31 protein-coding genes are annotated in these 26,758 nt (G+C 72.7%); 12 read left to right on the top strand and 19 right to left on the bottom strand.

Annotated elements, in window-relative coordinates:
* Window positions 1–34: 34 nt before the first annotated feature.
* The 4 genes from ABZ564_RS23520 to ABZ564_RS23505 all read right to left on the bottom strand — a co-directional run bounded on the left by ABZ564_RS23520 (window position 35) and on the right by ABZ564_RS23505 (window position 2,404).
* Complete coding sequence (locus ABZ564_RS23520; protein ID WP_360859794.1) at window positions 35–553, bottom strand: histidine phosphatase family protein; 519 nt, start codon at window positions 551–553, stop codon at window positions 35–37.
* 73 nt (window positions 554–626) lie between these two features.
* On the bottom strand, window positions 627–833 hold the full coding sequence (locus ABZ564_RS23515; RefSeq protein WP_360859791.1) for a hypothetical protein: 207 nt from the start codon (window positions 831–833) through the stop codon (window positions 627–629).
* A 144-nt stretch (window positions 834–977) separates the two neighbouring features.
* Window positions 978–1,088 carry an SGM_5486 family transporter-associated protein gene (locus tag ABZ564_RS23510; protein ID WP_018104729.1) on the bottom strand — a complete coding sequence of 37 codons (111 nt, stop codon included), beginning with the start codon at window positions 1,086–1,088 and terminating at the stop codon, window positions 978–980.
* 26 nt (window positions 1,089–1,114) lie between these two features.
* Window positions 1,115–2,404, bottom strand: a complete 1,290-nt coding sequence (locus ABZ564_RS23505; RefSeq protein WP_360859788.1) for an MFS transporter — start codon at window positions 2,402–2,404, stop codon at window positions 1,115–1,117.
* Window positions 2,405–2,505: 101 nt separating this feature from the next.
* On the opposite strand from ABZ564_RS23505, the gene ABZ564_RS23500 reads away from it, so the two are divergent.
* Window positions 2,506–3,180, top strand: coding sequence for an FCD domain-containing protein (locus ABZ564_RS23500; protein WP_360859785.1), 675 nt, complete (start codon window positions 2,506–2,508; stop codon window positions 3,178–3,180).
* Between the two features lie 77 nt (window positions 3,181–3,257).
* On the opposite strand, the gene ABZ564_RS23495 is transcribed toward ABZ564_RS23500, so the two are convergent.
* The 4 genes from ABZ564_RS23495 to fabG all read right to left on the bottom strand — a co-directional run bounded on the left by ABZ564_RS23495 (window position 3,258) and on the right by fabG (window position 6,924).
* Window positions 3,258–4,673 (bottom strand): hypothetical protein, encoded by a 1,416-nt coding sequence (locus ABZ564_RS23495; RefSeq protein ID WP_360859810.1) that lies wholly within the window; start codon window positions 4,671–4,673, stop codon window positions 3,258–3,260.
* 194 nt (window positions 4,674–4,867) lie between these two features.
* Window positions 4,868–5,254 carry a hypothetical protein gene (locus tag ABZ564_RS23490; RefSeq protein ID WP_360859782.1) on the bottom strand — a complete coding sequence of 129 codons (387 nt, stop codon included), beginning with the start codon at window positions 5,252–5,254 and terminating at the stop codon, window positions 4,868–4,870.
* 177 nt (window positions 5,255–5,431) lie between these two features.
* A complete protein-coding gene (gene fabI, locus ABZ564_RS23485; protein WP_073864775.1) occupies window positions 5,432–6,199 on the bottom strand; it encodes an enoyl-ACP reductase FabI in 768 nt (255 codons plus the stop codon).
* A gap of 5 nt (window positions 6,200–6,204) precedes the next feature.
* A complete protein-coding gene (fabG, locus tag ABZ564_RS23480; RefSeq protein WP_360859778.1) occupies window positions 6,205–6,924 on the bottom strand; it encodes a 3-oxoacyl-[acyl-carrier-protein] reductase in 720 nt (239 codons plus the stop codon).
* A 221-nt stretch (window positions 6,925–7,145) separates the two neighbouring features.
* Between fabG and ABZ564_RS23475 the strand changes: the two genes are divergently transcribed.
* Together ABZ564_RS23475 and ABZ564_RS23470 are read left to right on the top strand one after the other, a co-directional pair.
* Complete coding sequence (locus tag ABZ564_RS23475; protein ID WP_360859775.1) at window positions 7,146–8,669, top strand: TldD/PmbA family protein; 1,524 nt, start codon at window positions 7,146–7,148, stop codon at window positions 8,667–8,669.
* Window positions 8,670–8,751: 82 nt separating this feature from the next.
* On the top strand, window positions 8,752–10,146 hold the full coding sequence (locus ABZ564_RS23470; protein WP_360859772.1) for a metallopeptidase TldD-related protein: 1,395 nt from the start codon (window positions 8,752–8,754) through the stop codon (window positions 10,144–10,146).
* A 66-nt stretch (window positions 10,147–10,212) separates the two neighbouring features.
* Here the strand turns inward: ABZ564_RS23470 and ABZ564_RS23465 are convergent, their stop codons facing one another.
* Complete coding sequence (locus ABZ564_RS23465) at window positions 10,213–10,488, bottom strand: GlsB/YeaQ/YmgE family stress response membrane protein (RefSeq protein WP_360859769.1); 276 nt, start codon at window positions 10,486–10,488, stop codon at window positions 10,213–10,215.
* Window positions 10,489–10,677: 189 nt separating this feature from the next.
* On the opposite strand from ABZ564_RS23465, the gene ABZ564_RS23460 reads away from it, so the two are divergent.
* The gene (locus tag ABZ564_RS23460) at window positions 10,678–11,046 is read left to right on the top strand and encodes a DUF3099 domain-containing protein (protein ID WP_360859766.1); all 369 of its coding nucleotides are present in this window, start codon (window positions 10,678–10,680) and stop codon (window positions 11,044–11,046) included.
* A gap of 176 nt (window positions 11,047–11,222) precedes the next feature.
* A complete protein-coding gene (locus tag ABZ564_RS23455; RefSeq protein WP_360859764.1) occupies window positions 11,223–11,492 on the top strand; it encodes a hypothetical protein in 270 nt (89 codons plus the stop codon).
* Between the two features lie 11 nt (window positions 11,493–11,503).
* Here ABZ564_RS23455 and moaA read toward each other — a convergent pair whose 3' ends face one another.
* From moaA to ABZ564_RS23440, 3 genes are all read right to left on the bottom strand, one after another.
* Complete coding sequence (gene moaA / locus ABZ564_RS23450; RefSeq protein ID WP_360859761.1) at window positions 11,504–12,493, bottom strand: GTP 3',8-cyclase MoaA; 990 nt, start codon at window positions 12,491–12,493, stop codon at window positions 11,504–11,506.
* Between the two features lie 174 nt (window positions 12,494–12,667).
* Window positions 12,668–14,299: a cation acetate symporter gene (locus ABZ564_RS23445; protein ID WP_360859758.1), complete on the bottom strand. Its 1,632-nt coding sequence runs from the start codon at window positions 14,297–14,299 to the stop codon at window positions 12,668–12,670.
* Window positions 14,296–14,661 (bottom strand): DUF485 domain-containing protein, encoded by a 366-nt coding sequence (locus ABZ564_RS23440; protein ID WP_360859755.1) that lies wholly within the window; start codon window positions 14,659–14,661, stop codon window positions 14,296–14,298. Before ABZ564_RS23440 ends, ABZ564_RS23445 begins: the two co-directional genes overlap by 4 nt.
* Window positions 14,662–14,949: 288 nt before the next feature.
* Here ABZ564_RS23440 and ABZ564_RS23435 point away from each other — a divergent pair, with 288 nt between their 5' ends.
* Window positions 14,950–16,488, top strand: a complete 1,539-nt coding sequence (locus ABZ564_RS23435) for a S8 family serine peptidase (RefSeq protein ID WP_360859752.1) — start codon at window positions 14,950–14,952, stop codon at window positions 16,486–16,488.
* Between the two features lie 46 nt (window positions 16,489–16,534).
* On the opposite strand, the gene ABZ564_RS23430 is transcribed toward ABZ564_RS23435, so the two are convergent.
* Together ABZ564_RS23430 and ABZ564_RS23425 are read right to left on the bottom strand one after the other, a co-directional pair.
* Window positions 16,535–17,578, bottom strand: coding sequence for a zinc-dependent alcohol dehydrogenase family protein (locus ABZ564_RS23430; protein ID WP_360859750.1), 1,044 nt, complete (start codon window positions 17,576–17,578; stop codon window positions 16,535–16,537).
* 310 nt (window positions 17,579–17,888) lie between these two features.
* The gene (locus ABZ564_RS23425) at window positions 17,889–18,605 is read right to left on the bottom strand and encodes a VIT family protein (RefSeq protein ID WP_360859747.1); all 717 of its coding nucleotides are present in this window, start codon (window positions 18,603–18,605) and stop codon (window positions 17,889–17,891) included.
* A gap of 82 nt (window positions 18,606–18,687) precedes the next feature.
* Here ABZ564_RS23425 and ABZ564_RS23420 point away from each other — a divergent pair, with 82 nt between their 5' ends.
* The 5 genes from ABZ564_RS23420 (at window position 18,688) to ABZ564_RS23400 (ending at window position 23,520) form a co-directional block, all read left to right on the top strand.
* Window positions 18,688–19,692 (top strand): DEDDh family exonuclease, encoded by a 1,005-nt coding sequence (locus tag ABZ564_RS23420; protein WP_360859744.1) that lies wholly within the window; start codon window positions 18,688–18,690, stop codon window positions 19,690–19,692.
* A gap of 63 nt (window positions 19,693–19,755) precedes the next feature.
* Window positions 19,756–19,989: a hypothetical protein gene (locus ABZ564_RS23415; protein WP_026171732.1), complete on the top strand. Its 234-nt coding sequence runs from the start codon at window positions 19,756–19,758 to the stop codon at window positions 19,987–19,989.
* Between the two features lie 72 nt (window positions 19,990–20,061).
* On the top strand, window positions 20,062–20,871 hold the full coding sequence (locus ABZ564_RS23410) for an SURF1 family protein (RefSeq protein ID WP_360859807.1): 810 nt from the start codon (window positions 20,062–20,064) through the stop codon (window positions 20,869–20,871).
* A 62-nt stretch (window positions 20,872–20,933) separates the two neighbouring features.
* Entirely contained in the window at window positions 20,934–22,760 is a 1,827-nt protein-coding gene (locus tag ABZ564_RS23405) for a glycoside hydrolase family 15 protein (RefSeq protein ID WP_360859741.1), read from the top strand.
* 4 nt (window positions 22,761–22,764) lie between these two features.
* Entirely contained in the window at window positions 22,765–23,520 is a 756-nt protein-coding gene (locus ABZ564_RS23400; RefSeq protein WP_360859738.1) for an SDR family oxidoreductase, read from the top strand.
* A 56-nt stretch (window positions 23,521–23,576) separates the two neighbouring features.
* Here the strand turns inward: ABZ564_RS23400 and amaP are convergent, their stop codons facing one another.
* Genes amaP through ABZ564_RS23375 form a run of 5 tightly spaced genes read right to left on the bottom strand, consistent with a single transcriptional unit; the run spans window position 23,577 to window position 25,906 of the window.
* Window positions 23,577–24,164 carry an alkaline shock response membrane anchor protein AmaP gene (gene amaP, locus ABZ564_RS23395; RefSeq protein WP_360859735.1) on the bottom strand — a complete coding sequence of 196 codons (588 nt, stop codon included), beginning with the start codon at window positions 24,162–24,164 and terminating at the stop codon, window positions 23,577–23,579.
* Window positions 24,161–24,847, bottom strand: a complete 687-nt coding sequence (locus tag ABZ564_RS23390) for a DUF6286 domain-containing protein (protein WP_360859732.1) — start codon at window positions 24,845–24,847, stop codon at window positions 24,161–24,163. Before ABZ564_RS23390 ends, amaP begins: the two co-directional genes overlap by 4 nt.
* Window positions 24,844–25,197 (bottom strand): hypothetical protein, encoded by a 354-nt coding sequence (locus ABZ564_RS23385; protein WP_360859804.1) that lies wholly within the window; start codon window positions 25,195–25,197, stop codon window positions 24,844–24,846. Before ABZ564_RS23385 ends, ABZ564_RS23390 begins: the two co-directional genes overlap by 4 nt.
* Before the next feature lie 5 nt (window positions 25,198–25,202).
* The gene (locus tag ABZ564_RS23380) at window positions 25,203–25,394 is read right to left on the bottom strand and encodes a hypothetical protein (protein ID WP_018518908.1); all 192 of its coding nucleotides are present in this window, start codon (window positions 25,392–25,394) and stop codon (window positions 25,203–25,205) included.
* A 32-nt stretch (window positions 25,395–25,426) separates the two neighbouring features.
* Window positions 25,427–25,906 (bottom strand): Asp23/Gls24 family envelope stress response protein, encoded by a 480-nt coding sequence (locus tag ABZ564_RS23375; protein WP_360859729.1) that lies wholly within the window; start codon window positions 25,904–25,906, stop codon window positions 25,427–25,429.
* A 93-nt stretch (window positions 25,907–25,999) separates the two neighbouring features.
* On the opposite strand from ABZ564_RS23375, the gene ABZ564_RS23370 reads away from it, so the two are divergent.
* Complete coding sequence (locus ABZ564_RS23370) at window positions 26,000–26,710, top strand: hypothetical protein (protein WP_360859727.1); 711 nt, start codon at window positions 26,000–26,002, stop codon at window positions 26,708–26,710.
* Window positions 26,711–26,758 lie beyond the last annotated feature (48 nt).

The following is a 26,758-nucleotide window of genomic DNA, read 5'->3' as shown; positions in this document are numbered from 1 at the left end:
TGCGCGCCGGGGCCCAGTCCGTACAAGCGGCGGGTCAGTCGTTGGGGGTCCAGTACTCGGCGAGCCGGCCGACGCCGTGCTCGACGGTCTTCCAGGAGCCGGAGAACTCGACGACGGCGAAGGCGGCGGTCGGGAAGCCGCCGCGCGCCATGCGGGAGAGCGCGTCGCCCTCGCCGCTGCCGGAGAGGGCGTCGGCGAGCGCGTGCATGCCGGGGTTGTGGCCGACGACCAGCAGGTTGGTGACGTCGTCCGGGGTCTCGTCGACCAGGGCGATCAGCTCGCCGAGCGACGCCTCGTAGAGCCGCTCCTCGTACACGGTCTTCGGGCGCTGCGGCATCTCGTGCACGGCCAGCTTCCACGTCTCCCGCGTTCTGACGGCGGTCGAGCAGAGGGCCAGGTCGAAGGCGATCCCGGAATCGGCGAGCTTGCGGCCCGCGATGGGGGCCTCCATGCGGCCGCGCTCGGCCAGCGGCCGCTCGTGGTCGGACTCCTGCGACCATTCCGCCTTGGCATGCCTGAGAATGACGATCCTGCGAGGTGTATCGGCGCTCATACACCTCAGCTTCGCATGAAATGTGCCAGCTGGCGCAGGGTGTTGGAGCCTTCACCCGAGACGGTTCCGGACGTCAGCGGGTCAGCAGCTCCACGAGGTGCCGGAGCAACTCGCCGGTCGCCGATTCGCCGGTGGCGGCATGCGCCTGGCCCGGTCCGGCGATCAGCAGCAGAAGCGCGGCGAAGGCGAGGGCGGGCAGCGCGACGGCCCACCACGGCAGCCGGACGTCGATGCCGCTCGGCTCCGGGTGGGTGGGCCGGGTGTGCGTGAGGGCCGGCATGTCCGCCTCCGTGGTCCGTGGGTTCCGTTACTGAGAACCTACGGATGTCGGGGCGCCGGTCCCATCCGGTGACCCACCCACTTCACCCTGACGCCGGCCCCCTAGGGGACGGGGTGCCGCCACCGCTCCCGGCGGGTCGGGGCGTCACGGGGAGGCGAGGGAGGCGATGACGCCCACGACAACCGTGATCAGCAGCATGGCTCCGAAGACGAGGAGCAGCTTCTTCTGACCGTTCTGGGGATTCGGGTCGAGCACAGGTGACATGGCTCCAGTCTCGCACCTCAGGATTCGTCCTCGATCGTCCGGTCCCGGCCGGCCAGGACGCCCATGACCATCTGCGGCACCATCAGGGCCGCCATCAGCGCGATCGGCACTCCCCAGCCGCCGCTGTGCTGGTAGAGCACGCCGACCAGGAGCGGGCCGGGGATCGAGATCAGGTAGCCGGTGGACTGGGCGAACGCGGACAGCCGGACCACTCCTGCGCCGCTGCGGGCCCGCATGCCGATCATCGTGAGGGCGAGCGGGAACGCGCAGTTCGAGATGCCCAGGAGCAGCGCCCAGGCCCAGGCGCCGCCGGACGGCGCCAGGTAGAGGCCCGCGTAGCCGGTGAGGCCGCAGGCGCCGAGGAAGACGACGATCGGACCCTGGTTCCGCATCCGGGCGGCGACGCGCGGGATCACGAAGGCGAGCGGGACGCCCATGGCCATGGTGAGCGCGAGCAGGACGCCCGCCGTGCCGGCCGAGACCCCGGCGTCGCGGAAGATCTGGGGCATCCACATCATGGTGATGTACGCGGCGGTGGCCTGGAGGCCGAAGAAGCAGGCGAGTGCCCAGGCGGTCCGGCTGCGGGTGATCCGCAGCTCCTGGGCCTGCGGGCGCGCGGAGGCGGAGGCGGGTTCGTGGGCGGTGGCCCGGTTCCGTACGAGCGGGAGCCAGGGCAGGATCGCGGCGGCGGCCAGGACGGCCCACATGCCGAGCCCGGCCTTCCAGCTGCCGCCCATGGCGTCGGTCAGGGGGACGGTCACGGCGGCGGTCAGCGAGGTGCCGAGGGCCAGGGCCATGGAGTAGAGCCCGGTCATGGAACCGACGCGGTCGGGGAACCAGCGCTTGACGATCACCGGCATCAGGACGTTGCTGACGGCGATGCCCATGAGGGCCAGGGCGCTGGCGGCGAGGAAACCGGCGGTGCCGCCGACCAGGGGCCGGATCACCAGACCCGCCGTGATGGCGGCCATGCCCGCGCAGACCACCGCGCCGGCTCCGAAGCGGCGGGCGAGGCGCGGTGCCATGACACCGAAGACCGCGAAGCAGAGCGGGGGCACCGAGCCGAGGACCCCGGCGACGCTGCCGCTCATGTGCAGCCCGTCCCGGACCTCTTCGAGGAGGGCACCCAGGCTGGTGATGGCGGGGCGGAGGTTGAGCGCGGTGAGGACGAGCCCGATCGCGACCAGCCGCAGCGACCACGGCGAGGGGCCGGTCCGCGGGCCGGGGGCACCGGCGCGGGGGGCCGCGGGGGTGCCGGGGTTCAGGGTCCCGGTCACGGTCTGGGGAGTGGTCTCGTCGTCACGCATGGGCCTATCATAGAATCATGGGATGATTGATTGTCCATTCCGTCCGCCCGCCGGACCCTGAGAAGATCCGGGCCCATGAGAAGTTGCGACCGAGGAGCACCATGGCGCTGACGTCCACGCGGCGTTCGGCACTCGCCGACCAGGTGATTGCCCAGCTGAGGAACCAGATCACCACGGGTGAGTGGCCGGTGGGTTCCCGTATCCCCACCGAGCCCGAGCTGGTCGAGCAGCTGGGGGTGGCCCGCAACACCGTCCGCGAGGCGGTCCGGGCGCTCGCGCACAACGGGCTGCTCGACATCCGGCAGGGCTCGGGCACCTACGTGGTGGCCACCAGCGAGCTGGCCGGGGTGATGCACCGCCGGTTCGCCTCGGCCGACCCGCGCCACATCGCGGAGCTGCGCTCGACCCTGGAGTCGTCGGCGGCGCGGCTGGCGGCCGCCCGGCGCACCGAGCGCGACCTGAGGCAGCTGGACGCCCTCATGCGGCGCCGGGAGGAGACCTGGGCGGCGGGAGACGCGGAGGCGTTCGTGGCCGCCGACGCGACGCTGCACCTGGCCGTGGTCGCCGCCTCCCACAACGACGTGCTGACGGGGCTCTACGCGGACCTGGGCGACCTGCTGCGGGACTACCTGCGGGGCGACGTCGGCCAGGAGCTGCGGCCGGAGAACCACATGGACCACAGCCGGCTGGTCGAGGCGATCCGCGCGGGCGACGCGGAGACTGCGGCGGCGGAGGCCGCGAGCCATGCGCTGACCTGCCTGGCGGACCAGGTCTGACGAGCTCGCGGGCTCCCCCGCTGTTCAAGCACCTGCTCGCCCGGGTGCCCCGTGTCCCTCTCCTCGGCCGGACCGTCTCACGGGCCCGGCCGGGCCCGGCCCTGCGGGCTGTCCGGCGGCGGGAACAGATAGGCCCTGTACGCTCCCGCGTCCCGGGTCTCCGCCAGGAAGACGGGCGGCCCCGCGGGGGCATACCCCGGCCGGCGGCCGTCGCCCGAGACGAGGACGGCCGTCCGGACCCGTTGGGCGAGGTCCCCGAGGCCTGCGGGGGTGATGCTCCCGTCGTGCCCGGCGGTCTGCCGTGAGGCGCAGCCCGCGTAGTAGGCGATCGGGACCGCGTGGTCACCGCTGATCACGCAGGGCGGGCGGACGCCGCTGCGGTGCAGCGCGGCGGCCACCGCCCTGTAGTCCGCGCTGGTCGAATGGCTGCTGGCGGACACCCGGCTCGTGACCTGGAGCTGCACGGCCAGGTGGGCGGCGAGTACGGCGGCGAGCGCGACGACCCGCCACTGCCGCACGGCGCTTCGCCCCGGCCGGCCGGCGGGACGGCGTGCCCGGGCGTACAGACGTACCAGGCACTCCGCCACCGGCAGGGACAGCAGCGCGTAGGCGGGGAGCAGGAAGCGCGGGGCCGCGTACTCGATCAGGAAGAGATACGGAACCGCCAGCGAGACCGCCGTCCCCGTCGCCAGGAGGATCGCCGTACCCCGGCCCGCCCGGCGTGCGACGACCGCCCCGCCGGCGGCCACGAACGGCAGCAGGGCCCACCAGACAGTCGCGCCGGGCCGCTTCCACGGAATGTCGCAGGGCCGGCAGAGGGTGCGCCCCTCCAGCGCCTTGGCCTGGTCGTCCACCGCCAGGTTCCAGCCCAGTCCGCCCTGGATCTCGCTGGCCCGGTGCAGCCGGGTGAGCGGCCCCCCGTAGTGCGCGAACGCCTCCACGATCCACGGCGCGGCGCCCGCGAGCAGCCCGACGGCCAGCGCGGCGAACATCCGGGGCCGCACCACCGTGACCAGCAGCAACGGCAGGGCGGTCCACGCCCCGTCGGCCGGCCGCATCAGGACGACGACCGCTGTCGCCGCCCCCGCGCCGAGGAGTTCGGCCCGGCCCGCCCCGCGCAGCAGGGCGCGCGCGACCCACCCGGTCGCGGCCAGGGCGCCCAGCGCGCACCACAGGTTCGGCATGGCCATGGAGCCGTAGAACAGGGTCGGCCAGAGGGTGGCGAACACCGCGCCCGCGCAGACCAGGACAGGGGTGGGCACCAGGGTGCGCCACACCCGGAAGGCGCCGACGAGCGCGCCGGCCGAGAGGAGGGCCAGGTAGATCCGCAGGGCGGTCGTGGACGTGGTGAGAGCGGTGAGGGGGGCGACCAGGTAGGAGATGCCGCGGGCGCGAGGAGCGCTGAAGAACGCGGCCGGGGTGTCGCCTCCGGCCTGGCTGACGTAGACGGTCTCGTCCCACCCGAGACCCGATCCCGGTACGACGAAGGCCATTTGGACGGCGACGCAGACCACCGCGATGGCCACCAGGCAGGGCAGCAGTCGCGGCGAGGACCCGGCCGGCGGGTCCGCCGCCTCGCGCACCGGGAGCGGGCTCGGGGCCCGGAGCTCGAACATGTCCGCTCCTCGGCGGGACGGCTGGGATGATCCCTGACCGGGGCCACCCTGCCCGATCCCGGCGCACCGGGTCAATGCGCGTCGGGCGTCTCGCGGGTGTGGGTGACCCAGACGGAGCGGACCTCTTTCCAGCAGCGGTCGTCCAGCCGTACGGTCCGGCCCGGGCGGACGTCGACCGGCTTGGAGTCGGCGTCGACGTCCCACCACCGGGCGCACTCGGTGTGCAGCTGGACCCGGTCGGTGAAGGGGTACGGGTTGTGGCAGTACGCGACGACCCGGGAGCCCTTCACCGACGTACGGCATTCGGCACCGGAGGGCCCGGCGCCGGGCTCGGAAGGCGCGGCCGCGTCCACGGCTCCGACGCGCCCCGCGGCGTACAGGCCTCCGGGGACGAACAGCCCGGCGACGACGACGGAGGCCACCAGCAGGGATCGGGTTCGGCGACGAGTACCGCGCACGGCGATCTCCTCCCCTCAGCCTGACCAGAAGTCCGGTTCCACCACATTCTGCGGTGGATCGTCCGGCTTTTCGACCTGAGCCCCGCGAGGGCGTGTGCCGGGGGGAGAAACGACCGCGCACCGCCCTCCGGGGATGCCGGGGGGGCGGTGCGCGGTCGGAACGTACGGGCCTGGAGGTCAGGCGCCCATCATGTGCACGCCGCTGTCGACGTGGATGATCTCGCCGGTCGTCCTCGGGAAGAAGTCCGAGAGCAGCGCGACGATGCCGCGGCCGGCCGGCTCCGGGTCCTTCATGTCCCAGGCCAGCGGCGCGCGGGTGTTCCACACGTCGGCGAGCCCGTCGAAGCCCGGGATGGACTTGGCGGCCATGGAGCCGAGCGGTCCGGCCGAGATCAGGTTGCAGCGGATGCCGTCCGGGCCCAGGTCACGGGCGAGGTAGCGGGAGGTGGCCTCCAGCGCGGCCTTGGCCGGGCCCATCCAGTCGTACTGCGGCCAGGCGAACTGCGCGTCGAAGGTGAGGCCGACGATCGAGCCGCCCTCGCTCATCAGCGGCTTGCACGCCATGGCGAGCGACTTCAGCGAGAACGCCGAGACGTGCATCGCCGTGGAGACCGACTCGAACGGGGTGTTGAGGAAGTTCCCGCCGAGCGCGTCCTGCGGCGCGAAGCCGATGGAGTGCACGACGCCGTCCAGCGAGCCCAGTTCGTCGCGCACCAGGCCGGCGAGGCGGTCCAGGTGCTCCTGGTTGGTCACGTCCAGCTCGATGACCTTGGCGGGCTTGGGGAGCTTCTTGGCGATGCGCTCGGTCAGGGTGGGCCGCGGGAAGGCGGTCAGGATGACCTCCGCGCCCTGCTCCTGCGCCACCTTGGCGGCGTGGAACGCGATGGACGACTCCATCAGCACACCCGTGATGAGGATGCGCTTGCCGTCGAGAATTCCGCTCATGGTGATCAGTGACCCATGCCCAATCCGCCGTCAACGGGGATGACGGCTCCAGTGATGTACGACGCGTCGTCGGAGGCGAGGAAGCGCACCGCGGCGGCGATCTCCTCGGGCTGCGCGTAACGCGCGAGCGGCACCTGGGCCACGATGCCCTTGCGCTGCTCCTCGGTGAGCGCCTGCGTCATGTCGGTGTCGACGAAGCCGGGCGCGACGACGTTGAAAGTGATGTTCCGCGAACCGAGCTCGCGCGCCAGGGACCTGGCGAAACCGACCAGACCGGCCTTGGAGGCGGCGTAGTTGGCCTGGCCCGCCGAGCCGAGGAGGCCGACGACGGAGGAGATGAGGACGACGCGGCCCTTCTTGGCGCGCAGCATGCCGCGGTTGGCGCGCTTGACGACCCGGAAGGTGCCGGTGAGGTTGGTGTCGAGGACGGACGTGAAGTCCTCCTCGGACATCCGCATCAGCAACTGGTCCTTGGTGATACCGGCGTTGGCGACCAGCACCTCCACGTTGCCGTGCTTCTCCTCGATCTCCTTGTAGGCCTGCTCCACCTGCTCGGGGTCCGTGATGTCGCAACGGACCGCGAGAACACCGGCCTCGGTGAGCACGGCGGGCGGCTCGCCGGAACGGTAGGTGATCGCGACCTTGTCGCCGTTGTCGGCGAAAGCGCGGGCGATGGCGAGGCCGATGCCCCGGTTTCCTCCGGTGACGAGAACCGAGCGGCTCAACGGATCACCCTTTCGATAGCGGTCTGGTACCTCGGAAACCTATCGGTACCACCCGCGCGCCGGGGAATCGGCCCCTGACAGCGCCTTCGGCCGGGCACTGTCGGGTTCCTACAGTCCGCGGCGCGGGGCGCCCCGGGGAATCCGGCACGACGAGGCACGGGCCGTGCTTCACTGCCTCGTAAACGATCCGAAGGCATGTGACCGCGAAGGAGGGGCCGCCCGTGGCCCATGAGGTAGATCAGTCGTTCCTGGAGCTTCCGCTACGGGCTCTCGCCGACGCGGCGCTGGCCCGGGCGCGGGCCCTCGGGGCGGCGCACGCCGACTTCCGCTTCGAGCGGGTGCGCAGTGCCACCTGGCGGCTCCGGGACGCCCGGCCCGCCGGCGGTTCGGACACCACCGACCTCGGCTACGCGGTCCGGGTCGTGCACGGCGGGGCCTGGGGGTTCGCCTCCGGGGTCGATCTGACGATGGACGCGGCGGCGCGGGTGGCCTCGCAGGCCGTCGCGATGGCCAAGCTGTCGGCGAAGGTGCTCAAGGCGGCGGGCTCCGACGAGAGGGTGGAGCTGGCGGACGAGCCCTCGCACGGGGAGCGCACCTGGGTCTCGGCGTACGAGGTCGACCCCTTCGCCGTACCGGCCGGGGAGAAGGCCGGACTGCTCGCCGAGTGGAGCGCGCGGCTGCTGGCCGCCGAGGGCGTGGCGCACGTGGACGCCTCGCTGATGACCGTGCACGAGAACAAGTTCTACGCGGACACGGCGGGCACGGTCACCACGCAGCAGCGGGTCCGGCTGCACCCGGAGTTCACGGCCGTCGCGGTGGACGCCACGACCGGTGAGTTCGACTCGATGCGCACCATCGCGCCGCCGGTGGGGCGCGGCTGGGAGTACATGACGGGGACCGGCTGGGACTGGGACGCGGAACTGGAGCGCATCCCCGGGCTGCTGGCCGAGAAGATGCGGGCGCCGAGCGTTCAGGCGGGGACGTACGACCTGGTCGTGGACCCGTCCAACCTGTGGCTGACCATCCACGAGTCCATCGGCCACGCCACGGAGCTGGACCGGGCGCTGGGTTACGAGGCGGCGTACGCGGGAACCTCGTTCGCCACGTTCGACCAGCTGGGGAAGCTGGCGTACGGCTCACCGGTGATGAACGTGACGGGCGACCGCACCGCCGAGCACGGGCTCGCGACGATCGGCTACGACGACGAGGGCGTCGAGGCGCAGTCCTGGGACCTGGTGAAGGACGGGACGCTGGTGGGCTACCAGACGGACCGCCGGATCGCGAAGCTGACGGGCCTGGGCCGGTCCAACGGATGCGCGTACGCGGACTCCCCCGGCCATGTCCCCGTGCAGCGCATGGCGAATGTGTCCCTCCGGCCGGACCCGGGCGGGCTCTCCACGGAGGACCTGATCGGCGGCGTCGAGCGCGGGATCTACGTGGTCGGGGACCGGTCGTGGTCCATCGACATGCAGCGGTACAACTTCCAGTTCACCGGGCAGCGGTTCTTCCGGATCGAGAACGGCAGGCTGGCCGGGCAGCTGCGCGATGTCGCCTACCAGGCGACGACGACGGACTTCTGGGGCTCGATGGAGAAGGTCGGCGGCCCGCAGACGTATGTGCTGGGCGGCGCCTTCAACTGCGGCAAGGCCCAGCCGGGGCAGGTCGCGGCGGTCTCGCACGGCTGCCCGTCGGCCCTGTTCCGGGGCGTGAACATCCTCAACACGACGCAGGAGGCCGGGCGATGAGCGGCGACCACGGAACCGGCTGGGGGTCCGGGGGTCGTCCCCCGGGGCAGCACAGTCTCAACACGACGCAGGAGGCCGGGCGATGAGCCGCGTCAGCAAGCCGTACGAGATCGTCGAGCGCGCGCTCGAACTGTCCACCGCCGACGGCTGTGTGGTCATCGCGGACGAGGAGTCCTCGGCCAATCTGCGCTGGGCCGGCAACGCGCTCACCACCAACGGGGTGACCCGGGGCCGGACCGTGACCGTCGTCGCCACGGTCGACGGTGCCGAGGGCGCCGCCTCCGGTGTGGTCTCCCGGGCAGCCGTCACCGCCGACGACCTGGAGCCGCTGGTCCGGGCCGCCGAGGCCGCCGCGCGCTCCGCCGGGCCGGCGGAGGACGCACAGCCGCTGGTCACCGGGGTGCCCGCGTCGCCCGGCTTCACGGACGCGCCGGCCGAGACGGACTCGGACGTGTTCGCCGCGTTCGCCCCTGCCCTCGGGGAGGCCTTCGCCCGGGCCCGCTCCGGGGGGCGCGAGCTGTACGGCTTCGCCCACCACCAGATGACCTCCACCTACCTGGGTACGTCCACGGGGCTGCGGCTGCGCCACGACCAGCCGAACGGCACGCTGGAGCTGAACGCCAAGTCACCCGACCGCACCCGTTCCGCCTGGGCGGGCCGCTCCACGCGGGACTTTAAGGACGTCGACCCGGCGGAGCTGGACGCGGAGCTCGCGCGGCGGCTCGGCTGGGCGGAGCGCCGTATCGAGCTGCCCGCCGGGCGGTACGAGACGCTGCTGCCGCCGACCGCGGTCGCCGACCTGCTGATCTACCAGCTCTGGTCCTCCACTGCCCGGGACGCGGCCGAGGGCCGCACGGTGTTCTCCAAGCCGGGCGGTGGTACCCGGCTCGGCGAGACGCTGTCCCCGCTGCCGCTGACCCTGCGCAGCGACCCGCACGCCCCGGGTCTGGAGTCGGCCCCCTTCGTCATCGCGCACTCCTCCGGCGACGGCGGCTCGGTCTTCGACAACGGGCTGCCGCTGACCCGGACGGACTGGATCGCCGAGGGCCGCCTGGGGCAGCTGACGACGACCCGGCACACCGCTGCCCTGACCGGGCTGCCGCTCGCGCCGGCGATCGACAACCTGGTCCTGGAGGGCGGGGGCGACCGGTCCCTGGAGGAGATGGTGGCCGCCACGACCGGCCGGGCGCTGCTGCTGACCTGCCTCTGGTACATCCGGGAGGTGGACCCGGCGACGCTGCTGCTGACCGGGCTGACGCGGGACGGCGTCTACCTGGTCGAGGACGGTGAGGTGGTGGGCGAGGTGAACAACTTCCGGTTCAACGAGTCCCCGGTCGACCTGCTGTCCCGCGCCACCGAGGCGGGCCGCACCGAGAAGACCCTGCCGCGCGAGTGGGGCGACTGGTTCACCCGGGCCGCGATGCCCGCTCTGCGCATCCCGGACTTCAACATGAGCTCGGTCAGCCGGGGAGTGTGAGGGACGTCGATGCGGCGGCCGGGCACGCGTGGTGCGTGCCCGGCCGCCGCATCGGTCCCGGGAGGCTCAGGTGCGCTGTCTGTTGCCCCGCATCGACGCCCACAGCATGTCACCGACACCGACCACCACCACCGCTCCGATGAGCTGGAGCACGTGGCGTGTCCAGTCGATGCCTCCGGTGTCGTTGACACCGATCCAGGTGGCGACAGCATTTCCCAGGACGCTGCCGATCATGCCGAAGATGACCGTCAGCCAGAGGGGGATCTGCTGCTTTCCCGGCAGGATCGCCTTGGCGATCAGACCAAGCACCAGGCCCACGATGATTGCCCACAACCAGCCCATGCTGCCTCCTTGAGCGACGTGGTCGCGCATGTCCCGCCCAGTTTCGGCGCTGCGACGGCGCCCCGCACGTCGGGCGGGTCCGGGCGGGCCGCGGAATGCACGCATATGGCGCGCCCCGGTCTCGTACGCGCCGGATGCCCGGCGTAGCGTAAGAGCGGCCGGTCCGGGTCCGGGGAAGGTTGGTGGGACGTGGTGCGCAAACAGGGTGGTGCGGAGGTCTTCCGGATCACGGGAGCCCGGCAGGGGCTCGCCGAGGACGTGCGGGGCAGACAGCGCCGCTACGTGATCTCGATGAGCGTACGCACGGTGTCGGTGGTGGCCGCGGCGCTCCTGTGGAACGTGGAGCGGCACATCGCGTTCGTGGCGCTCGGTCTGGGGGTGCTGCTGCCGTACGTGGCCGTCGTCATCGCCAACGCCGGCCGCGAGACCACCCCCGCGCTGCCGTCGACCTTCGTCCTGTCCGCCCCCTCCCACCCGGTGCTGGAAGCCGCCCCCGCACCGTCCTCACCGCAGTCCGGACGCGGTTTCCGGTCTTCGGATGGGCAGGAGGAAGGCTGAGCCCACGAGGGGCCCAAGCTCAAGAAAAGCTCAGATCAATCATGAAGTTCCAGTGCACCGCGGCAGGGTGTGCGTGACATACTTTGCAGGCGCTCCGCATCCCCCGTCGGAGCGACGGACCGACGCCGGGCAGCTCCCCCCGTGGCTGCCCGGCGTCGCCTTTTCTCCGGTGGGGGATGCGTCCGCCACCCTCTAGGGTTGAGTCCGTGAACTCCCCGGAATCCGCCGAGAACCCCGCCCCCTTCTGTTCGGCCAAGGGCTGCCGGGCCGACGCCGTGTGGGTGCTGGCCTGGAACAACCCGAAGCTGCACACACCGGAGCGCCGCAAGACCTGGCTGGCCTGTGAGGAGCACCGGGAGCACCTGTCCTCGTTCCTCGGGGTGCGGGGCTTCCTCAAGGACGTGGTGCCGCTGGCGGAGTGGGAGTCGCGCCCCACGTCCGCGTAACCCGGGCGGGGTCAGCCGCCGATCGCGGACATCGGACGGTCGGGCTGGAGGAAGCCCGGGTCGTCAAGGCCGGAACCGGCCTTCTTGCCCCACATGGCGAGCTTCCAGATCCGGGCGATCTCCTCGTCGGGCGCGTCCGAGCGCAGCGCTCCGCGCAGGTCGGTCTCCTCGCGGGCGAACAGGCAGGTGCGCACCTGTCCGTCGGCGGTGAGCCGGGTGCGGTCGCAGGCCCGGCAGAACGGGCGGGTGACGGAGGCGATGACGCCGACCCGGTGCGGGCCGCCGTCGACGGTCCAGCGTTCGGCGGGGGCGGCGCCGCGTTCGTCGTCGCCCTCGGGGGTGAGGTCGAAGCGGGTGCGCAGGGAGCGGAGGATGTCGCCCGCGGTGATCATGCCCTCGCGCTTCCAGCCGTGCTGGGCGTCGAGCGGCATCTGCTCGATGAAGCGGAGCTCGTAGCCGTGCTCGACGGCCCAGGCGAGCAGGTCGGGTGCCTCGTCGTCGTTGAGCCCCGGCATCAGGACGGTGTTGACCTTGACGGGGGTGAGTCCGGCGTCGCGGGCGGCCTCCAGGCCCGCCAGCACGTCGTGGTGGCGGTCGCGGCGGGTCAGGGTCTTGAACACGTCGGGCCGCAGGGTGTCGAGCGAGACGTTGACCCGGTCGAGACCCGCGTCCTTGAGCGCGGCGGCGGTCCGCTTCAGCCCGATGCCGTTGGTGGTGAGGGACATCCTCGGGCGGGGGTCGAGGGTCGCACAGCGCTGGACGATGGAGACGAGGCCGGGGCGCAGCAGCGGTTCGCCGCCGGTGAAGCGGACCTCGGTGACGCCGAGCCGGGTGACGGCGATCCCTACGAGCCGGACGATCTCGTCGTCGCTGAGCAGGTCGGGCTTGGCCAGCCACTGCAGGCCCTCTTCGGGCATGCAGTACGTACAGCGCAGATTGCACCGGTCGGTGAGCGATACGCGCAGGTCGGTGGCGACCCGGCCGTAGGTGTCGATGAGCATGGTGGGCCCCCTCCCCCGGTGACTTCCCGGTCGTGGTATCTGACTCCTTCGAGCCTACGCGAGACCTGTGACGGCGGAGGGGCCCGTTTGCCACGAGGCGCGGCGAGGCCGCGTCGTAGGACTCTACGACGCGGCCTCGTACGGGCGGGGTCACCGCGCGGTGAACTCCTGTGCTCAGTGGGCTCCGATGCCGGTGAGGGACTTGACCTCCAGTTCGGCGTACTTGCCCTTGTCGGCCTCCTCCTTGGACAGCAGGGAGCCGATCCAGCCGAGCAGGAAGCCGAGCGGGATGGAGATCAGGCCGGGGTTCTCCAGGGGGAACCAGGCGAAGTCGACGCCCTTGAACATCGAGCTCTTCTCGTTGCCGGAGACGACCGGCGAGAACAGCACCAGGATCACCGAGGAGGCCAGGCCGCCGTAGATCGACCACAGCGCGCCCCGGGTGGTGAAGCGCTTCCAGAAGAGGCTGTAGAGGATCGTCGGCAGGTTGGCGGAGGCGGCGACGGCGAAGGCCAGGGCGACGAGGCCGGCGACGTTCATGTCGCGGGCGAAGACGCCGAGGACGATCGCGGCGGCGCCGATGAAGACGGTGGACCAGCGGGCGGCCTTCATCTCCTCCGCCTCGGTGGCCTTCCCCTTGCGGATGACGTTGGCGTAGATGTCGTGCGCGAAGGACGACGAGGAGGCGAGGGTCAGTCCGGCGACGACGGCGAGGATGGTGGCGAAGGCGACGGCGGAGATGACGGCGAGCATGACCGCGCCGCCCGTGGTGCCGGTCCCGCCGAGGTATTCGGCGAGCTGCGGGGCGGCCGTGTTGCCCGGCGCCTCGATGTTCTTCGGACCGATCAGCGCGGCGGCGCCGAAGCCGAGGGCGATCGTCATCAGGTAGAACGCGCCGATGATGCCGATGGCCCAGTTGACGGACTTACGGGCGGCCTTGGCGGTGGGCACCGTGTAGAAGCGGATCAGGATGTGCGGCAGGCCGGCGGTGCCGAGGACCAGGGCGAGGCCGAGGGAGAGGAAGTCCAGCTTCGAGGTGCCGGTGGCGCCGTACTTCAGGCCGGGTTCCAGGAACGCGGAGCCGTGGCCGCTCTTCTCGGCGGCGGTGCCCAGCAGGTCGGAGACGTTGAAGTCGAACTTCCACAGCACCATGAGGGTCATCAGGAGGGCGCCGGCGATGAGCAGGACGGCCTTGACCATCTGGACCCAGGTGGTGCCCTTCATGCCGCCGATGGTGACGTAGACGATCATCAGTACGCCGACCAGCGCAACGATGAGGATCTTTCCGCCGTCGCTGCTGATACCGAGGAGCAGGGTCACCAGGGCTCCGGCGCCCGCCATCTGCGCCAGCAGGTAGAAGATCGACACGATGATGGTGGAGACGCCCGCCGCGGTGCGGACCGGGCGCTGGCGCATCCGGTAGGCGAGGACGTCGCCCATGGTGTAACGGCCCGAGTTGCGCAGGGGTTCGGCGACGAGCAGGAGCGCCACCAGCCAGGCGACGAGGAAGCCGATGGAGTAGAGGAAGCCGTCGTAGCCGAAGAGGGCGATGGCGCCCGCGATGCCGAGGAAGGACGCGGCGGACATGTAGTCGCCGGAGACCGCGAGGCCGTTCTGGAAGGCGGTGAACTGCCGTCCGCCGGCGTAGAAGTCGGCGGCGCTGCGGGTCTGGCGGCCGGCCCAGACGGTGATGCCGAGGGTGGCGGCGACGAAGACCGCGAACAGGGTGATGATCAGCGGCCGGTGCTCGCTGGTGGACGAGGCGGCGAGGGTCACGGCGGTGTGGGAGTGGTACGCGGCGCTCATGCGTCGGCCTCCATACGGGACTTGATGGCTTCGGCCTTCGGGTCGAGCTTCGCGTTGGCGTGCCGCGAGTAGAACCAGGCGATGAGGAAGGTGGTCAGGAACTGGGCGAGGCCGAAGACGAAGGCCACGTTGATGTTGCTGAAGACCTTGGTGCCCATGAAGCCGCCCGCGTAGTTGGAGAGCAGCACGTACAGCAGGTACCAGAGGACGAAGGCGACGGTCAGCGGGAAGGCGAACGAGCGGTAGGAGCGGCGGAGTTCGCCGAATTCCGCGCCGCTCTGCTCCGCGAGGAACGCCTCGGTCGTGGGCTGGGCAGGGCTGCTCTCCGTACTGGCCTCGGGCGGCGGTGCATCGGTAGCCACGGATTCTCCTCGCGACGCGGGTGCGGTGGTGGGGACTGTCGGTTGCATGGGGGGACCTCGTGATCGGGGGTGGTGGTGCGCTTCCCCTGACAACGGCACGCAACGCACGGCGAAGTGGTTCACTTCGGTTCGCCCCTTTTCCCCGTCACCCCTTCGGGGGGACCGGCGTGCACGTGTTCGCGCGAATCGATTGATGTGCCGGGATGATCGGCGCTAGCTTCACTGGTCATGTACCCGACCGGACACGCCTCGTGTCCGGCCGGCTGACACGGATGAAGTGGAGACCCCATGGCTCATCTGGGATCCGGACGGACGCGCGCACTGACGCTGCCCGTCGGATTGGCCCTCACCGCCTCGCTCGGCTTCCTGCCCGCGGGGGTCGCCTCCGCCGCTCCGGCGGGGCACGGCGCCCCCTCGGCGGCGGTGCCGGCGGACGGACCGGAACTGTCGTACGTGGTCAACACCCAGGGCGGTCCCGGCACCGTCGAGCAGGTACGCAAGGCGATAGAACGGGCCGGCGGCACGGTGGTGACCGCCTACGACCGGATCGGTGTCATCGTCGTCCACTCGAAGAACCCAAACTTCGCGAAGGCGGTCCGCCGGGCCGGCGGCGTCCAGTCGGCGGGCGCCACGCGTACCAACCCGATCGTGCCGCAGGCCACCAAGGACATCGGGGTCGAGCAGCCGCTGACGGCCTCCCAGGAGCGGGCGGCGGCGGCCGCGGCGACGGCGGACCAGGACCCGATGGAGCCGCTGCAGTGGGACCTGCCCGCCATCAAGGCGGACCAGGCCCACCGGACGTCGCTGGGCAGCTCCGGGGTGACGGTCGCGGTCATCGACACCGGCGTCGACGACACCCACCCGGACCTCGCGCCCAACTTCGACCGCGCGGCCTCCGCCGACTGCGTGTCGGGCGCCCCCGACACCACGGAGGGCGCCTGGCGTCCGAAGCCCGGCGAGAGCGACCACGGCACCCATGTCGCCGGCACCATCGCGGCGGCCAGGAACGGCGTCGGCGTGACGGGCGTGGCACCGGGCGTGAAGGTGTCCGGGATCAAGGTCGCCAACCCGGACGGCTTCTTCTACACGGAGGCCGTCGTCTGCGGCTTCGTCTGGGCGGCCGAGCACGGCGTGGACGTCACCAACAACAGCTATTACACCGACCCGTGGCTGTACAACTGCAAGAACGACCCGGACCAGGGCGCCCTCGTCGAGGCCGTGTACCGGGCGTCCCGGTACGCCGAGCGGAAGGGCGCGGTCAACGTCGCCGCCGCCGGCAACTCCGCGGAGGACCTGGCGGCGGACTCCATCGAGGACGCGACCAGCCCGAACGACACCACCCCGGGCGGCCGGACCGTCGACCCGCGCCAGTGCCTGGACATCCCGACGATGCTCCCGGGCGTCGTCACCGTCTCGGCGACGGGCGCGAAGGGCCTGAAGGCGTCGTACTCCAACTACGGCAACGGGGTCATCGACGTGGCCGCGCCCGGCGGGGACTCGACGGCCTACCAGACGCCCGAGCCGCCGGCGACGAGCGGGCTGATCCTCTCGACGCTGCCGGGCGGCAGGTACGGCTACAAGGCCGGTACGTCGATGGCGTCACCGCACGTCGCCGGCGTCGTGGCCCTCATCAAGTCGAAGCATCCGTACGCCCCGCCCGCCGCGGTCAAGGCGCTGCTGACACTGCAGGCGGACGCGAAGGCGTGCGGCGCGCCGTACGACATCGACGGCGACGGCACGGTCGACGCGGTCTGCGAGGGCGGCCCGGACCGCAACGGCTTCTACGGGGCCGGTGTGGTGGACGCGCTGGACGCCGTGCGCTGGTGAGGCCGGGGTCCGGGGGCCTGCGTGACGCGGCCCCCGGACCTCCGGTTCACGGCGTGATGAGGACCTTGAGCGCCGTGCGCTCGTCCATCGCCTTGTAGCCGGCCGGTACGTCGTCGAGGCCGACGGACAGGTCGAAGACGGGCGAGGGGTCGATGGTGCCGTCCAGCACGTCGGGCAGCAGCTCGGGGATGTACGTGCGCACGGGGGCGACCCCGCCGCGCAGGGCGATGTTCCGGTTGAACATGTCGCCGAGGTCGAGTCCGGTGCCGCTGCCGTGCGGGACGCCGACGTAACCGATCGCACCGCCGTCCCGGGTGATGCCGACGGCGGTGCGCATCGACTGCTCGGTGCCGACGGCCTCGATCACGCAGTGCGCGCCCTCACCGCCGAGCAGGTCCCGTACGGCCGCGACCGCCGCGTCGCCGCGCTCGGCGACCACGTCGGTGGCGCCGAAGTCACGGGCGATGTCCGTGCGCGCCGCGTGCCGGCCCAGCGCGATGATCCGCTCGGCGCCGAGCCGCTTGGCGGCCATCACCCCGCACAGCCCGACGGCCCCGTCCCCGACGACGGCGACGGTCGAGCCGGACCGTACGCCCGCGCCGACCGCCGCGTGGTGGCCGGTGCCGAGTACGTCGGACAGGGCGAGCAGCGCGGTGAGCAGCCGGTCGTCGGAGGCCGCGGCGGCGGGCAGGGCGACCAGCGTGCCGTCGGCGAACGGGACGCGGACGGCCTCGCCCTGACCGCCGTCGGAGCCCACGGAGCCCCAGAAGCCGCCCTGCGGGCAGGAGGTGGTGAGCCCCTCGGCGCAGTACGCGCAGGTGCCGTCGGACCAGACGAAGGGCGCGACGACCAGGTCACCGACGGAGAAGCCGCGCACCTCGGGCCCGGCCTCCTCGACGATCCCCAGGAACTCGTGGCCGATGCGCTGGCCCGGCTGCCGCGCGGACTCGCCCCGGTAGGCCCACAGGTCGCTGCCGCAGATGCAGGCCCGCAGGACCCGCAGCACCACGTCGGTGGGCTGCTGGATCGCCGGATCGGGCACCTCCTGCACACGGATGTCGTGGGGGGCGTGGATAACGGTGGCGCGCATGCGTGGGGGTCCTTGCCGGTCTCAGATGCTGATACTCCTTTCACGGTACGCCCCCGGGCCGGCTTCCTGCCGGGCCGGGGCGAGCGTGCCCGGGGCCGCGGGAGCAGCGGCCCGGCGACGAGGTGGAGCCCGTCGGGGCCGGTGAGTACGCGGGCGGGGCCGGCGGCGAGCAGGGACCGGGCGTGCCGCTCGCTCATGCGGCGCGCTCCGGGGCGGTCACGGCGACGGGGCGGTCACGGCGACGGGGCGGTCACGGTACAAAGCGCGGCTCCGGCCCGCTGGCGCCCGGACCGCGGAAGGTCCGCCCGGCTCACACCACCCCCGCGGCCCCCAGCAGATGCCCCGCCGCGTACGTCACCGCCATGGCCACCGCTCCCCCGCCCATGTTCCGCAGCACCGCCGGACGCGCCGCCGCCTCGCCCAGCCGGGCGCTCCACCAGCCGGTGACGGCCAGCACCGCGAGGACGGAGAGCACGGTCACCGGCACGCGGGCGGTGGACGGGGGCAGCACGATCGCGAGCAGCGGCAGCACGGCGCCGGCCGTGAACGCGAGGAAGCTGGCGCCCGCCGCGTGCCAGGGATGGGTGAGGTCGTCCGGGTCGATGCCCAGTTCGACCTCCGCGTGGGCGCGCAGCGCGTCGCGTTCGGTGAGCTGGGCGGCGGCCTCGCGGGCGACCTCGCGGCTCAGGCCCTTGCCCTCCAGCAGGCCGGTCAGCTCGGCGAGTTCGGCTTCCGGGGTCTCCTGGAGCTCGCGTTTCTCGGTGGCCAGCGCGGCCTTCTCCGAGTCGCGCTGGGTGGAGACCGAGACGTACTCGCCGGCCGCCATCGACAGCGACCCGGCGAGGAGCCCGGCCAGGCCCGCCGTCAGCAGGGCGCCCCGGTCGTCGGTGGCGCCGGCGACCCCCATGACGAGCCCGGCGGTGGAGACGACACCGTCGTTCGCCCCGAGCACGGCGGCCCGCAGCCAGTTCAGCCGGGCGCCCAGACCGGCGCCGTGCGGTTCGTCGTGCTCCGGCGATCGCGTCATCCGGGGATGGTCTCACCTCGCGGCGCCCCCGGGCACGCACGCCCACCGAATAGGGGACTGTCCGACACGGCCCGTATTCTCTGTGACCATGCTCGACGACCCGCAGACCGCAGCACCGTGGCCGGCCGCCTACCCGCAGGGGTACGCGGTCGTCGACGTGGAGACCACCGGGCTCGCCCGGGACGACCGGATAGTGTCCGCGGCCGTCTACCGCCTGGACGCGCGGGGCGACGTCGAGGACCACTGGTACACGCTGGTCAATCCGGAACGCGATCCCGGCCCGGTCTGGATCCACGGGCTGACGAGCGAGGTGCTGGAGGGCGCCCCGCTCTTCCCCGAGGTCGCCGCCGAGCTGTCCGAGCGGCTCGCGGGCCGGGTGCTCGTCGCGCACAACGCCGCGTTCGACTGGTCGATGCTCGCCCGGGAGTACGCCCGCGCCTCGGTCACCGCCCCGGTCCGGCAGCGGCTGTGCACCATCGCGCTCGCCAAGGAGCTGCGGCTGCCGCTGCCCAACCACAAGCTGGCCTCCCTCGCGGAGCACTTCGGCGTGGTCCAGCAGCACGCGCACCACGCGCTGGACGACGCCCGGGTGCTGGCCGAGGCGTTCCGCCCGAGCCTGCACGCGGCGGCGCGGGGCGGGGTGCGGCTGCCGCTGCTGGAGTGCCGGCCGCTGACCGAGTGGTCCCACTCGCCGGTGACGCCGCGGACCGGCTCCTCCTCGTACGGGGGACACGGCACCTGGCGCGCCTCGCGCAAGCGTCCGGCCTGCCCGTATCCGAACCCGGGACGTTACGAGAAGGACAAACCGCTCATGCAGGGCATGCGGGTGGCGTTCTCCGGGGACACCTCGGTCGACCGTGAACTGCTGGAGGACCGGGCGGTGGAGGCGGGGCTGCACGTGGCGACCAGCGTCTCCCGGCTGACCAGCCTGCTCGTCACCAACGACCCGGACTCGGCGACGTCGAAGACGGCGAAGGCGAAGGAGTACGGCACCCCGGTCCTGGACGAGAGCGCCTTCACGCATCTCCTGCGGGACGTCGCCCCGGCCGCCGCGACGGTGCCGGCGCCGGCGCCGTCATCGGAGTGAACCGGCCGCGACTCGCCGCCCACCGGCCGCCCACCGCCGCCCTCGCGTCCCACCCTGTGGCGCATGGCACGTTGTGAGGTCTGCGGAAACGACTACGGGATGTCCTTCGAAGTTCACGCACAGGGTGCGGTTCACGTCTTCGATTGCTTCGCCTGCGCCATCCACCGCATGGCGCCCATCTGCGAGCACTGCCGGGTCCAGGTCATCGGCCAGGGGGTCGAGGTCGACGGACACTGGTTCTGCGGCGGGCACTGCGCCCGCGCGGAGGGGAAGGTGGGCATCGTCGACAGAGTCTGAGAGCCGGGGGCGGTCACCCCTTCGACCACCCCCATGCGCGACGCACCCCGCGACCGGTTGTACCGTCGTGGGGTGTACCGCTTCCTGATGACCCGGCAGTGGCTGATCCTCGCCCTCCTCTCGCTCGTCCTCATCCCCACGATGATCGAGCTGGGTTTCTGGCAGCTGCACCGGCACGAGCACAAGGTCGCGCAGAACGCCCTGATCTCGCGCAATCTGAAGGCGGACCCGGTCGCCGTGTCCGCGCTCACCTCCCCCGGCCACACCGTCCCGCGCGCGGACTACTGGCGCACCGTGACGGCCACCGGGACGTTCGACGAGAAGCACGAGGTCGTCGTACGCCGCAGGACCGCCACCGACGGCTCCATCGGCGTCCATGTGCTGGTCCCGTTCGACCTCAAGGGCGGCGGCACGGTCCTGGTCAACCGGGGCTGGGTCGCCTCGGCCGCCGACCAGCACGCCTTCCCCGACGTACCGGCCGCCCCCGAGGGTGAGGTGACCGTCACCGGAAGGCTCAAGGCGGATGAGACGACCGGCGCGAGCGGCATCAAGGACATCTCGGACCTTCCGGACCGTCAGGTGATGCTGATCAACAGCGCCCAGCAGGCCCGGCTGCTCGACCGGCCGGTGCTCGGCGGCTACATCGAGCTGACCGCCCCGGCACCGAAGAACGGCTCGCCGGAGCCGATCGAGGCCCCGGACGACAGTTCCATCGGCCCGCACATGGCGTACGCCGTGCAGTGGTGGCTGTTCGCCGCCGGTGTCCCGGTGGGCTTCGTGGTCCTGGCCCGGCGCGAGAAGCGCGACCGGGTCGCGGCCGCACAGGCGGCTGCCGCCGCCGATGAGGACGCGACGCCCGAGCCCCAGCCCGCCCAGGCGTGACTCCCGCCTCTCCTGGCACACAGTCTGCTTAACGGGGGCCGGGTTCGGGAAGACGCCAGAACGTGACCCCACGCATCGAGGACTACGCCCTCATCGGCGATCTCCAGACCGCGGCTCTGGTCGGCAAAAACGGTTCTGTCGACTGGTTGTGCCTGCCCCGCTTCGACTCGGGCGCCTGCTTCGCCGCCCTGCTCGGCGACGAGGACAACGGCCACTGGCGGATCGCTCCCAAGGGCGCGGACACCTGTACCCGGCGCGGCTACGCGGGCGACTCCCTCGTCCTGGAGACGTACTGGGAGACGCGCACCGGCACGGTCAAGGTCATCGACTTCATGCCGCAACGCGACAAGGAGCCGGACGTGATGCGGATCGTCGAGGGGGTCAGCGGCACCGTCGAGATGTCGTCCGTGATCCGGCTGCGCTTCGACTTCGGGTCCATCGTGCCGTGGATGCGCCGCTCGGACGGCCACCGCGTCGCGGTCGCCGGGCCCGACTCCGCCTGGCTGCGCAGCGAACCGCCGGTCAAGACGTGGGGCCAGCAGTTCTCCACCTGCTCCTCCTTCAGCGTCTCCGCGGGCGAGAAGGTGGCCTTCGTGCTCACCTGGCACCCCTCGCACTCGCCCCGCCCCAAGCGCGTCGACCCCTACGAGGCGCTGGAGAACGCCCTGTCCGACTGGGGCGAGTGGTCCGCCCGCTGCAAGTACCGGGGGCCGTACCGGGACGCGGTGATCCGCTCGCTGATCACGCTCAAGGCGCTCACCTTCGGCCCGACCGGCGGCATCGTGGCGGCTCCCACCACCTCGCTGCCCGAGGAGATCGGCGGCGTACGGAACTGGGACTACCGCTTCTGCTGGCTCCGGGACTCCACCCTGACCCTCGGCGCGCTGATCTCGGCCGGCTACCTGGAGGAGGCCGCCGCCTGGCGGGACTGGCTGCTGCGCGCGGTCGCCGGCGACCCGGCCGACCTCCAGATCATGTACGGCCTGGCCGGCGAGCGCAGACTCCCCGAGTCCGAGCTGCCCTGGCTGCGCGGCTACGAGAACTCCGCTCCGGTCCGGATCGGCAACGCGGCGGTGCGCCAGCGCCAGCTCGACGTGTACGGGGAGGTCATCGACTCGCTCCGGCTGGCCCGTGACGCGGGCCTGGACGACAAGCCGCACGCCTGGAGCCTCCAGCTCAGCCTGCTCGGGTTCCTGGAGTCCACCTGGCGCGAGCCGGACGAGGGGCTCTGGGAGATCCGCGGGCAGCGGCGCCACTTCGTGCACTCCAAGGTGATGGCCTGGGTCGCGGCCGACCGGGCGGTGCGCAGCCTGGAGGACAACCCCTCGCTGGCCGGGGACGCCGACCGCTGGCGGGCCATGCGGGACGCCGTGCACCGGGAGGTCTGCGAGAAGGGCTACGACCCCGTGCGCAACACCTTCACCCAGTCGTACGGCTCCCGGGAGCTGGACGCCGCGACGCTCCTGATCGCCAGGACCGGCTTCCTGCCCCCGGACGACCCGCGGGTGATCGGCACGGTGGACGCGGTGCGCGAGGAGCTGGGCAGCGGCGGCCTGGTGCGCCGTTACAGCACCGACGGCCTCTCGATCGACGGGCTGCCGGGCGGCGAGGGCGCGTTCCTGGCCTGCTCGTTCTGGCTGGCGGACGCGTTGCGGATGACCGGGCGCGCCGAGGAGGCCACCGAACTCTTCGAGCGGCTGCTGGCCCTGCGCAACGACGTGGGCCTGCTGGCCGAGGAGTACGACACCGTGGCGCGGCGCCAGCTCGGCAACTTCCCGCAGGCCTTCAGCCACATCGGCCTGGTCGGCACGGCGGTCGCGCTGGCCGAGGCGCAGCCCGTCGAGGAGCAGGCCACCGAGGACACGGACCCGGGCGGCACGGCAGGATAGGGCCATGGATCTTGGACTGAAGGACCGGGTGTACATCGTCACCGGAGCGACGCGCGGCCTCGGCTACGCCACCGCGCGCGCCCTGGTGGCCGACGGCGCGAAGGTGATCATCACCGGCCGGGACGAGAAGCGCGCCCGGGAGGCCGCCGCCGAGCTGGGGCCGGACGCCGTCGGGCTCGCCGCCGACAACGCCGACCCGGCGGCGGCCGAGCGGCTGGTGGAGGCCGCCCGGGAGGGGCTCGGCCGGCTCGACGGCATCCTCATCAGCGTCGGCGGCCCGCCGCCCGGCGGCATCGCGGACAACACCGACGAGCAGTGGCAGGCGGGCTTCGACACCGTCTTCCTGGGAGCGGTACGGCTGGCCAGGGCGGCGGCCTCGGTGCTCGGCGAGGGCGGGGTCATCGGATTCGTGCTCTCCGGCTCCGTCCACGAGCCGATCCCCGGGCTGACCATCTCCAACGGGTTGCGCCCCGGGCTGGCCGGCGTCGCCAAGTCGATGGCCGACGAGCTCGGCCCGCGCGGCATCCGGGTGGTGGGCCTGCTGCCGGCCCGGATCGACACGGACCGGGTCCGGGCCCTGGACGCGCTCTCCGGCGACGCGGAGGCCGCGCGTACCGCCAACGAGGCGAACATCCCGCTGCGCCGCTACGGCACCCCGGAGGAGTTCGGCCGCACGGCCGCGTTCCTGCTCTCCCCGGCCGCCTCGTATCTGACGGGCATCATGGTGCCGGTCGACGGCGGCCACCGGCACGGCTTCTGAGCCGCACGCGGCGATACGGGTGCGGTGGCGCGGGGCCCGCGCCACCGCACCGCCCGTCAGCTCACCCGTGCGGCCCGGTGCTTGACGGCCTTCAGCCGGACCTCGGCGGGCAGCCGGGCCAGCCCCGCGGAGTCCCGGGCGTGCGCCAGCGCCTCGTCGCTCAGCAGGCCCAGCGCCTCGTCCGGCGCGGCGTGCGGCTCCATCAGCAGGCGGACCCGGGCGGCCGGGGTGCTGCGCTTGCCGGTCAGGGTGACCTGGGCGCGGGCCACCCCGTCCAGGGCGCCCGCCTCCCCGGCGAGCACCCCCTCCAGGGCCCGGCCGCGCAGCAGGGCGCCCTCGCCGTCGCCGCTGTCCACCAGCACCTCGGACAGACGGGAGCGGCGGAACTGCGCCAGCAGCCACCACAGGGCGAGGACCACGAGGACGGCGAGGACCGCGATCACGGTCGGCCACCACCAGCCCTCGGAGCGCCAGCGGTCCCGGTCCGCCTCGCTGAGCAGCACGTCGTTCTTGCCGTACCAGGGCCACCAGGACGGTACGGACAGGCCCGCCGCGGCGGCCAGTACACCGCCGCCCACGCAGAGCAGCACCAGTGCGGCCAGGCCCAGCAGTACCCGGTTGACGGTCCTGAGCACGCCGTTCACCCCTTCTTCGCCGGCCGGCTGACATGGACCGACAGGCTCGGCTGCCTGGCGAGTCCCAGTTCTCGGATGCCCGTGGAGAGCACGGTGTCCAGGTCGGCGCGCACGTCGTCGAGTTCCCGGAAGTGCGACACGGCGCGCACCCCGACCTTGCTCCGGCCCATCCGGACCCGGACCGACTGCACCCCGGACACCTCGGCGGCCCGGTCCCGCAGGACCATGGCGGCGGCCGTCCGGTCGAGCGCGGCGCGCACGTCGGTGTGTTCGCGGCGCATCGGGAGCAGGTCGCGGAGCCCTGGGGTGAGCGCGAGGAGCAGCAGCCAGAGGCCGAGGGCGGCGGCGACGGACGCGCCGGTCAGGACCCAGACGTCGTCGAGCCGCCGCGTCGCGAGCTCGTCGGCCAGGGAGCGGCGCCACTGCATCGCCGGGTGTCCGGCGCGGACCGCGGCCACGTCGTAGAGGAGCAGGCCGCTCGCACCGAGGACCACCGCGGCGACGATGCCCGCGGGGACGCGGCGGGCGGACCAGAAGCGCCCCGCACCGTCCTGGGTCCGCTCCTTGTCCGGGGTGGGGTCGTACGCCGCGGAGGAGGCCGACTGGTCGAGCGCGAGGACGCCGCCGTGTTCCACCGCCCCGGCGTCGGGCGGTCGCCGCGTGCCGTCGTCCGGGTCGTGGGGCTCGGTCATCGAATCCTCCCCTGTGCCGCCAGGCTCGCTCCTGAGGGGTGGAGGCGTTCGACCTGTACGGCCACTTCGGGCACCTCCATCCCCGCCAACGCCTTTACCCGCTCGGCGACCCGCCGACGCACGGCACCGCACTGGCGGCCGATGTCGCCGGGGTATCCCAGCTCCAGGCTCACCCGTACGCGGGCGGTGTCGCGGTGCACCGTGACCGTGGCACACGGCGACGCCGCCTCCTTCGGGGTCGCGTCGACCGCCTCCTTCGCCGCCTGCGCGGCGATCTTCGCGACCACCCGGTCGGCGATCCGCGTCTCTCCCCGCTCCCCGGCCGCGACCGGGCCGCTCGCCCCCGACAACGCCGTCACCGCCGTCGGTCGCCGCGCTCGCGACTCCGGAAGAAGTCGCCGGGTTCCAGGTCGCCGTCGAGGAAGCGGCCGGCGACGAAGCCGACCGCCCCGAGGGCGGCCACCAGCACAAAGGCCCCGAACCCGCCGAAGTAGCCGGCGAAACCGAGCGCCATGCCGGCCAACAGGCCGACCACAGCCATGCTCATCGTGTGCTCCTCAACCGCTGTGGACGCCGGGACTACTGGACACGCGACTCGGAATCGTCCTCATCCTCCTCGTCGGGGAGCTTCACATCGCTGACGGCGATGTTCACCTCGACGACCTCCAGGCCCGTCATGCGCTCGACGGCCGCCACGACGTTCTCCCGTACGTCGCGGGCGACGTCGGCGATCGACACGCCGTAGTCGACGACGATCTCCAGGTCCAGCGCGGTCTGGGTCTCGCCGACCTCGGCCTTGACCCCCCGGGTGACGGACTTGGATCCGCCGGGAACCCGGTCGCGGACCGCCCCGAACGTCCGGGAGAGGCCACTGCCCATCGCGTGCACCCCGACGACGTCGCGTGCCGCCATTCCGGCGATCTTCTCGACGACTCCGTCCGCGATCGTCGTACGGCCGCGGGTGGCGGGGGCGCCTCCGCCGCGCTTGGTCAGGCTGCTGCCGCCCGAGGCGTTGTCGTCGGGGTTCTCGGGCCGGTTCCGCTGTGGGGTCTCGGTCATCGCCGCACTTCCCTTCGGGGCAGATTTGACTTCTTTGCCCACATTAAGGGCGCTTGCCCGGACTCGCGCCGTGGATACGGCAGTCTGGTGGCCATGACGACGGCTGACGGCCCGCACAGGGCTCACGCGTGGACGGCTGCGGTACGGCAACGGGTCGCGCTGGGCCGGCTGCTCCCTCTGGGTGGCCCGGCGGACGGCGCCTGGATCGCCGAGCGGGCCGCGGTCGCGGTGCTGCGCCGGGCGGTGGCCGGCCCGGCCCCCGGGCCGGTGCTCGGTGAGCTGCGCATCGCCGTGGCCGACCCGGAGTCGGCTCCCGCCGCCCAGGTACCCCCGCCCGCGAGCGCGCTGCCGCCGGGCCCTCTACGAATCGAGGCAACGATGAGCGCGACGGCCGACCGACCCCTGCCCGCAGCCGCCGAGGCGTTGCGCGCGGCCCTTCTTTCGGCCGCCGCGCGGCGGCTCGGCCTGGTGGTCACCGAGGTGGACCTGCAAGTGACGGGGCTGCTGGACGGCTCGCCCGGACAGGTGGAACCGGAGCCGGCGGAGGTGCGCCCGGTGTCCGCGGAGAACGCGGCGGGGCGTGCGGCGGCCGGAGTGACCGGGGTGGCGGCGCTGACGGGGGTGCTGGGCCCGGCCGTGCGCACGGGCGCGGACCACGTACAGGTCGAGTTGGCGACGGAGAGCGGTCACCGCGCGCTCGACGTGGCGCGCGCCGTGCGGGAGGCGGTGACGGAGGCGTCCGAGGGCCGGCCGTCGGTCGGGGTGCTGGTCACGGCCGTGGCCGGGGACGCGTCGGCGGGCTGAGCCCGCGTCACCGGTGCGGGCCGGCCGGCCGGGGGGTTACGGCTCCGG

Origin of the sequence: Streptomyces sp. NPDC019224, from assembly GCF_040632605.1 — a bacterium.
GTDB lineage: Bacteria > Actinomycetota > Actinomycetes > Streptomycetales > Streptomycetaceae > Streptomyces.
This window is presented reverse-complemented; position numbering and strand designations above follow the sequence as displayed.

Excerpts from the sequence above, each read along its gene's own strand:
- moaA (WP_360859761.1), bottom strand. The coding sequence starts at position 12,493 with ATGCTCATCGACACCTACGGCCGGGTCGCCACCGACCTGCGCGTATCG.
- ABZ564_RS23430 (WP_360859750.1), bottom strand. The coding sequence starts at position 17,578 with ATGCGCGCCACCGTTATCCACGCCCCCCACGACATCCGTGTGCAGGAG.
- ABZ564_RS23495 (WP_360859810.1), bottom strand. The coding sequence starts at position 4,673 with ATGGCCTTCGTCGTACCGGGATCGGGTCTCGGGTGGGACGAGACCGTC.
- ABZ564_RS23380 (WP_018518908.1), bottom strand. The coding sequence starts at position 25,394 with ATGAGCATGGCTGTGGTCGGCCTGTTGGCCGGCATGGCGCTCGGTTTC.
- ABZ564_RS23455 (WP_360859764.1), top strand. The coding sequence starts at position 11,223 with ATGCGTCCGCCACCCTCTAGGGTTGAGTCCGTGAACTCCCCGGAATCC.
- ABZ564_RS23415 (WP_026171732.1), top strand. The coding sequence starts at position 19,756 with ATGGCACGTTGTGAGGTCTGCGGAAACGACTACGGGATGTCCTTCGAA.
- ABZ564_RS23445 (WP_360859758.1), bottom strand. The coding sequence starts at position 14,299 with ATGAGCGCCGCGTACCACTCCCACACCGCCGTGACCCTCGCCGCCTCG.
- ABZ564_RS23425 (WP_360859747.1), bottom strand. The coding sequence starts at position 18,605 with ATGACGCGATCGCCGGAGCACGACGAACCGCACGGCGCCGGTCTGGGC.
- ABZ564_RS23465 (WP_360859769.1), bottom strand. The coding sequence starts at position 10,488 with ATGGGCTGGTTGTGGGCAATCATCGTGGGCCTGGTGCTTGGTCTGATC.
- fabI (WP_073864775.1), bottom strand. The coding sequence starts at position 6,199 with ATGAGCGGAATTCTCGACGGCAAGCGCATCCTCATCACGGGTGTGCTG.
- ABZ564_RS23500 (WP_360859785.1), top strand. The coding sequence starts at position 2,506 with ATGGCGCTGACGTCCACGCGGCGTTCGGCACTCGCCGACCAGGTGATT.
- ABZ564_RS23390 (WP_360859732.1), bottom strand. The coding sequence starts at position 24,847 with ATGACCGAGCCCCACGACCCGGACGACGGCACGCGGCGACCGCCCGAC.
- ABZ564_RS23375 (WP_360859729.1), bottom strand. The coding sequence starts at position 25,906 with ATGACCGAGACCCCACAGCGGAACCGGCCCGAGAACCCCGACGACAAC.
- ABZ564_RS23370 (WP_360859727.1), top strand. The coding sequence starts at position 26,000 with ATGACGACGGCTGACGGCCCGCACAGGGCTCACGCGTGGACGGCTGCG.
- ABZ564_RS23505 (WP_360859788.1), bottom strand. The coding sequence starts at position 2,404 with ATGCGTGACGACGAGACCACTCCCCAGACCGTGACCGGGACCCTGAAC.
- ABZ564_RS23470 (WP_360859772.1), top strand. The coding sequence starts at position 8,752 with ATGAGCCGCGTCAGCAAGCCGTACGAGATCGTCGAGCGCGCGCTCGAA.
- ABZ564_RS23435 (WP_360859752.1), top strand. The coding sequence starts at position 14,950 with ATGGCTCATCTGGGATCCGGACGGACGCGCGCACTGACGCTGCCCGTC.
- ABZ564_RS23520 (WP_360859794.1), bottom strand. The coding sequence starts at position 553 with ATGAGCGCCGATACACCTCGCAGGATCGTCATTCTCAGGCATGCCAAG.
- ABZ564_RS23400 (WP_360859738.1), top strand. The coding sequence starts at position 22,765 with ATGGATCTTGGACTGAAGGACCGGGTGTACATCGTCACCGGAGCGACG.
- ABZ564_RS23515 (WP_360859791.1), bottom strand. The coding sequence starts at position 833 with ATGCCGGCCCTCACGCACACCCGGCCCACCCACCCGGAGCCGAGCGGC.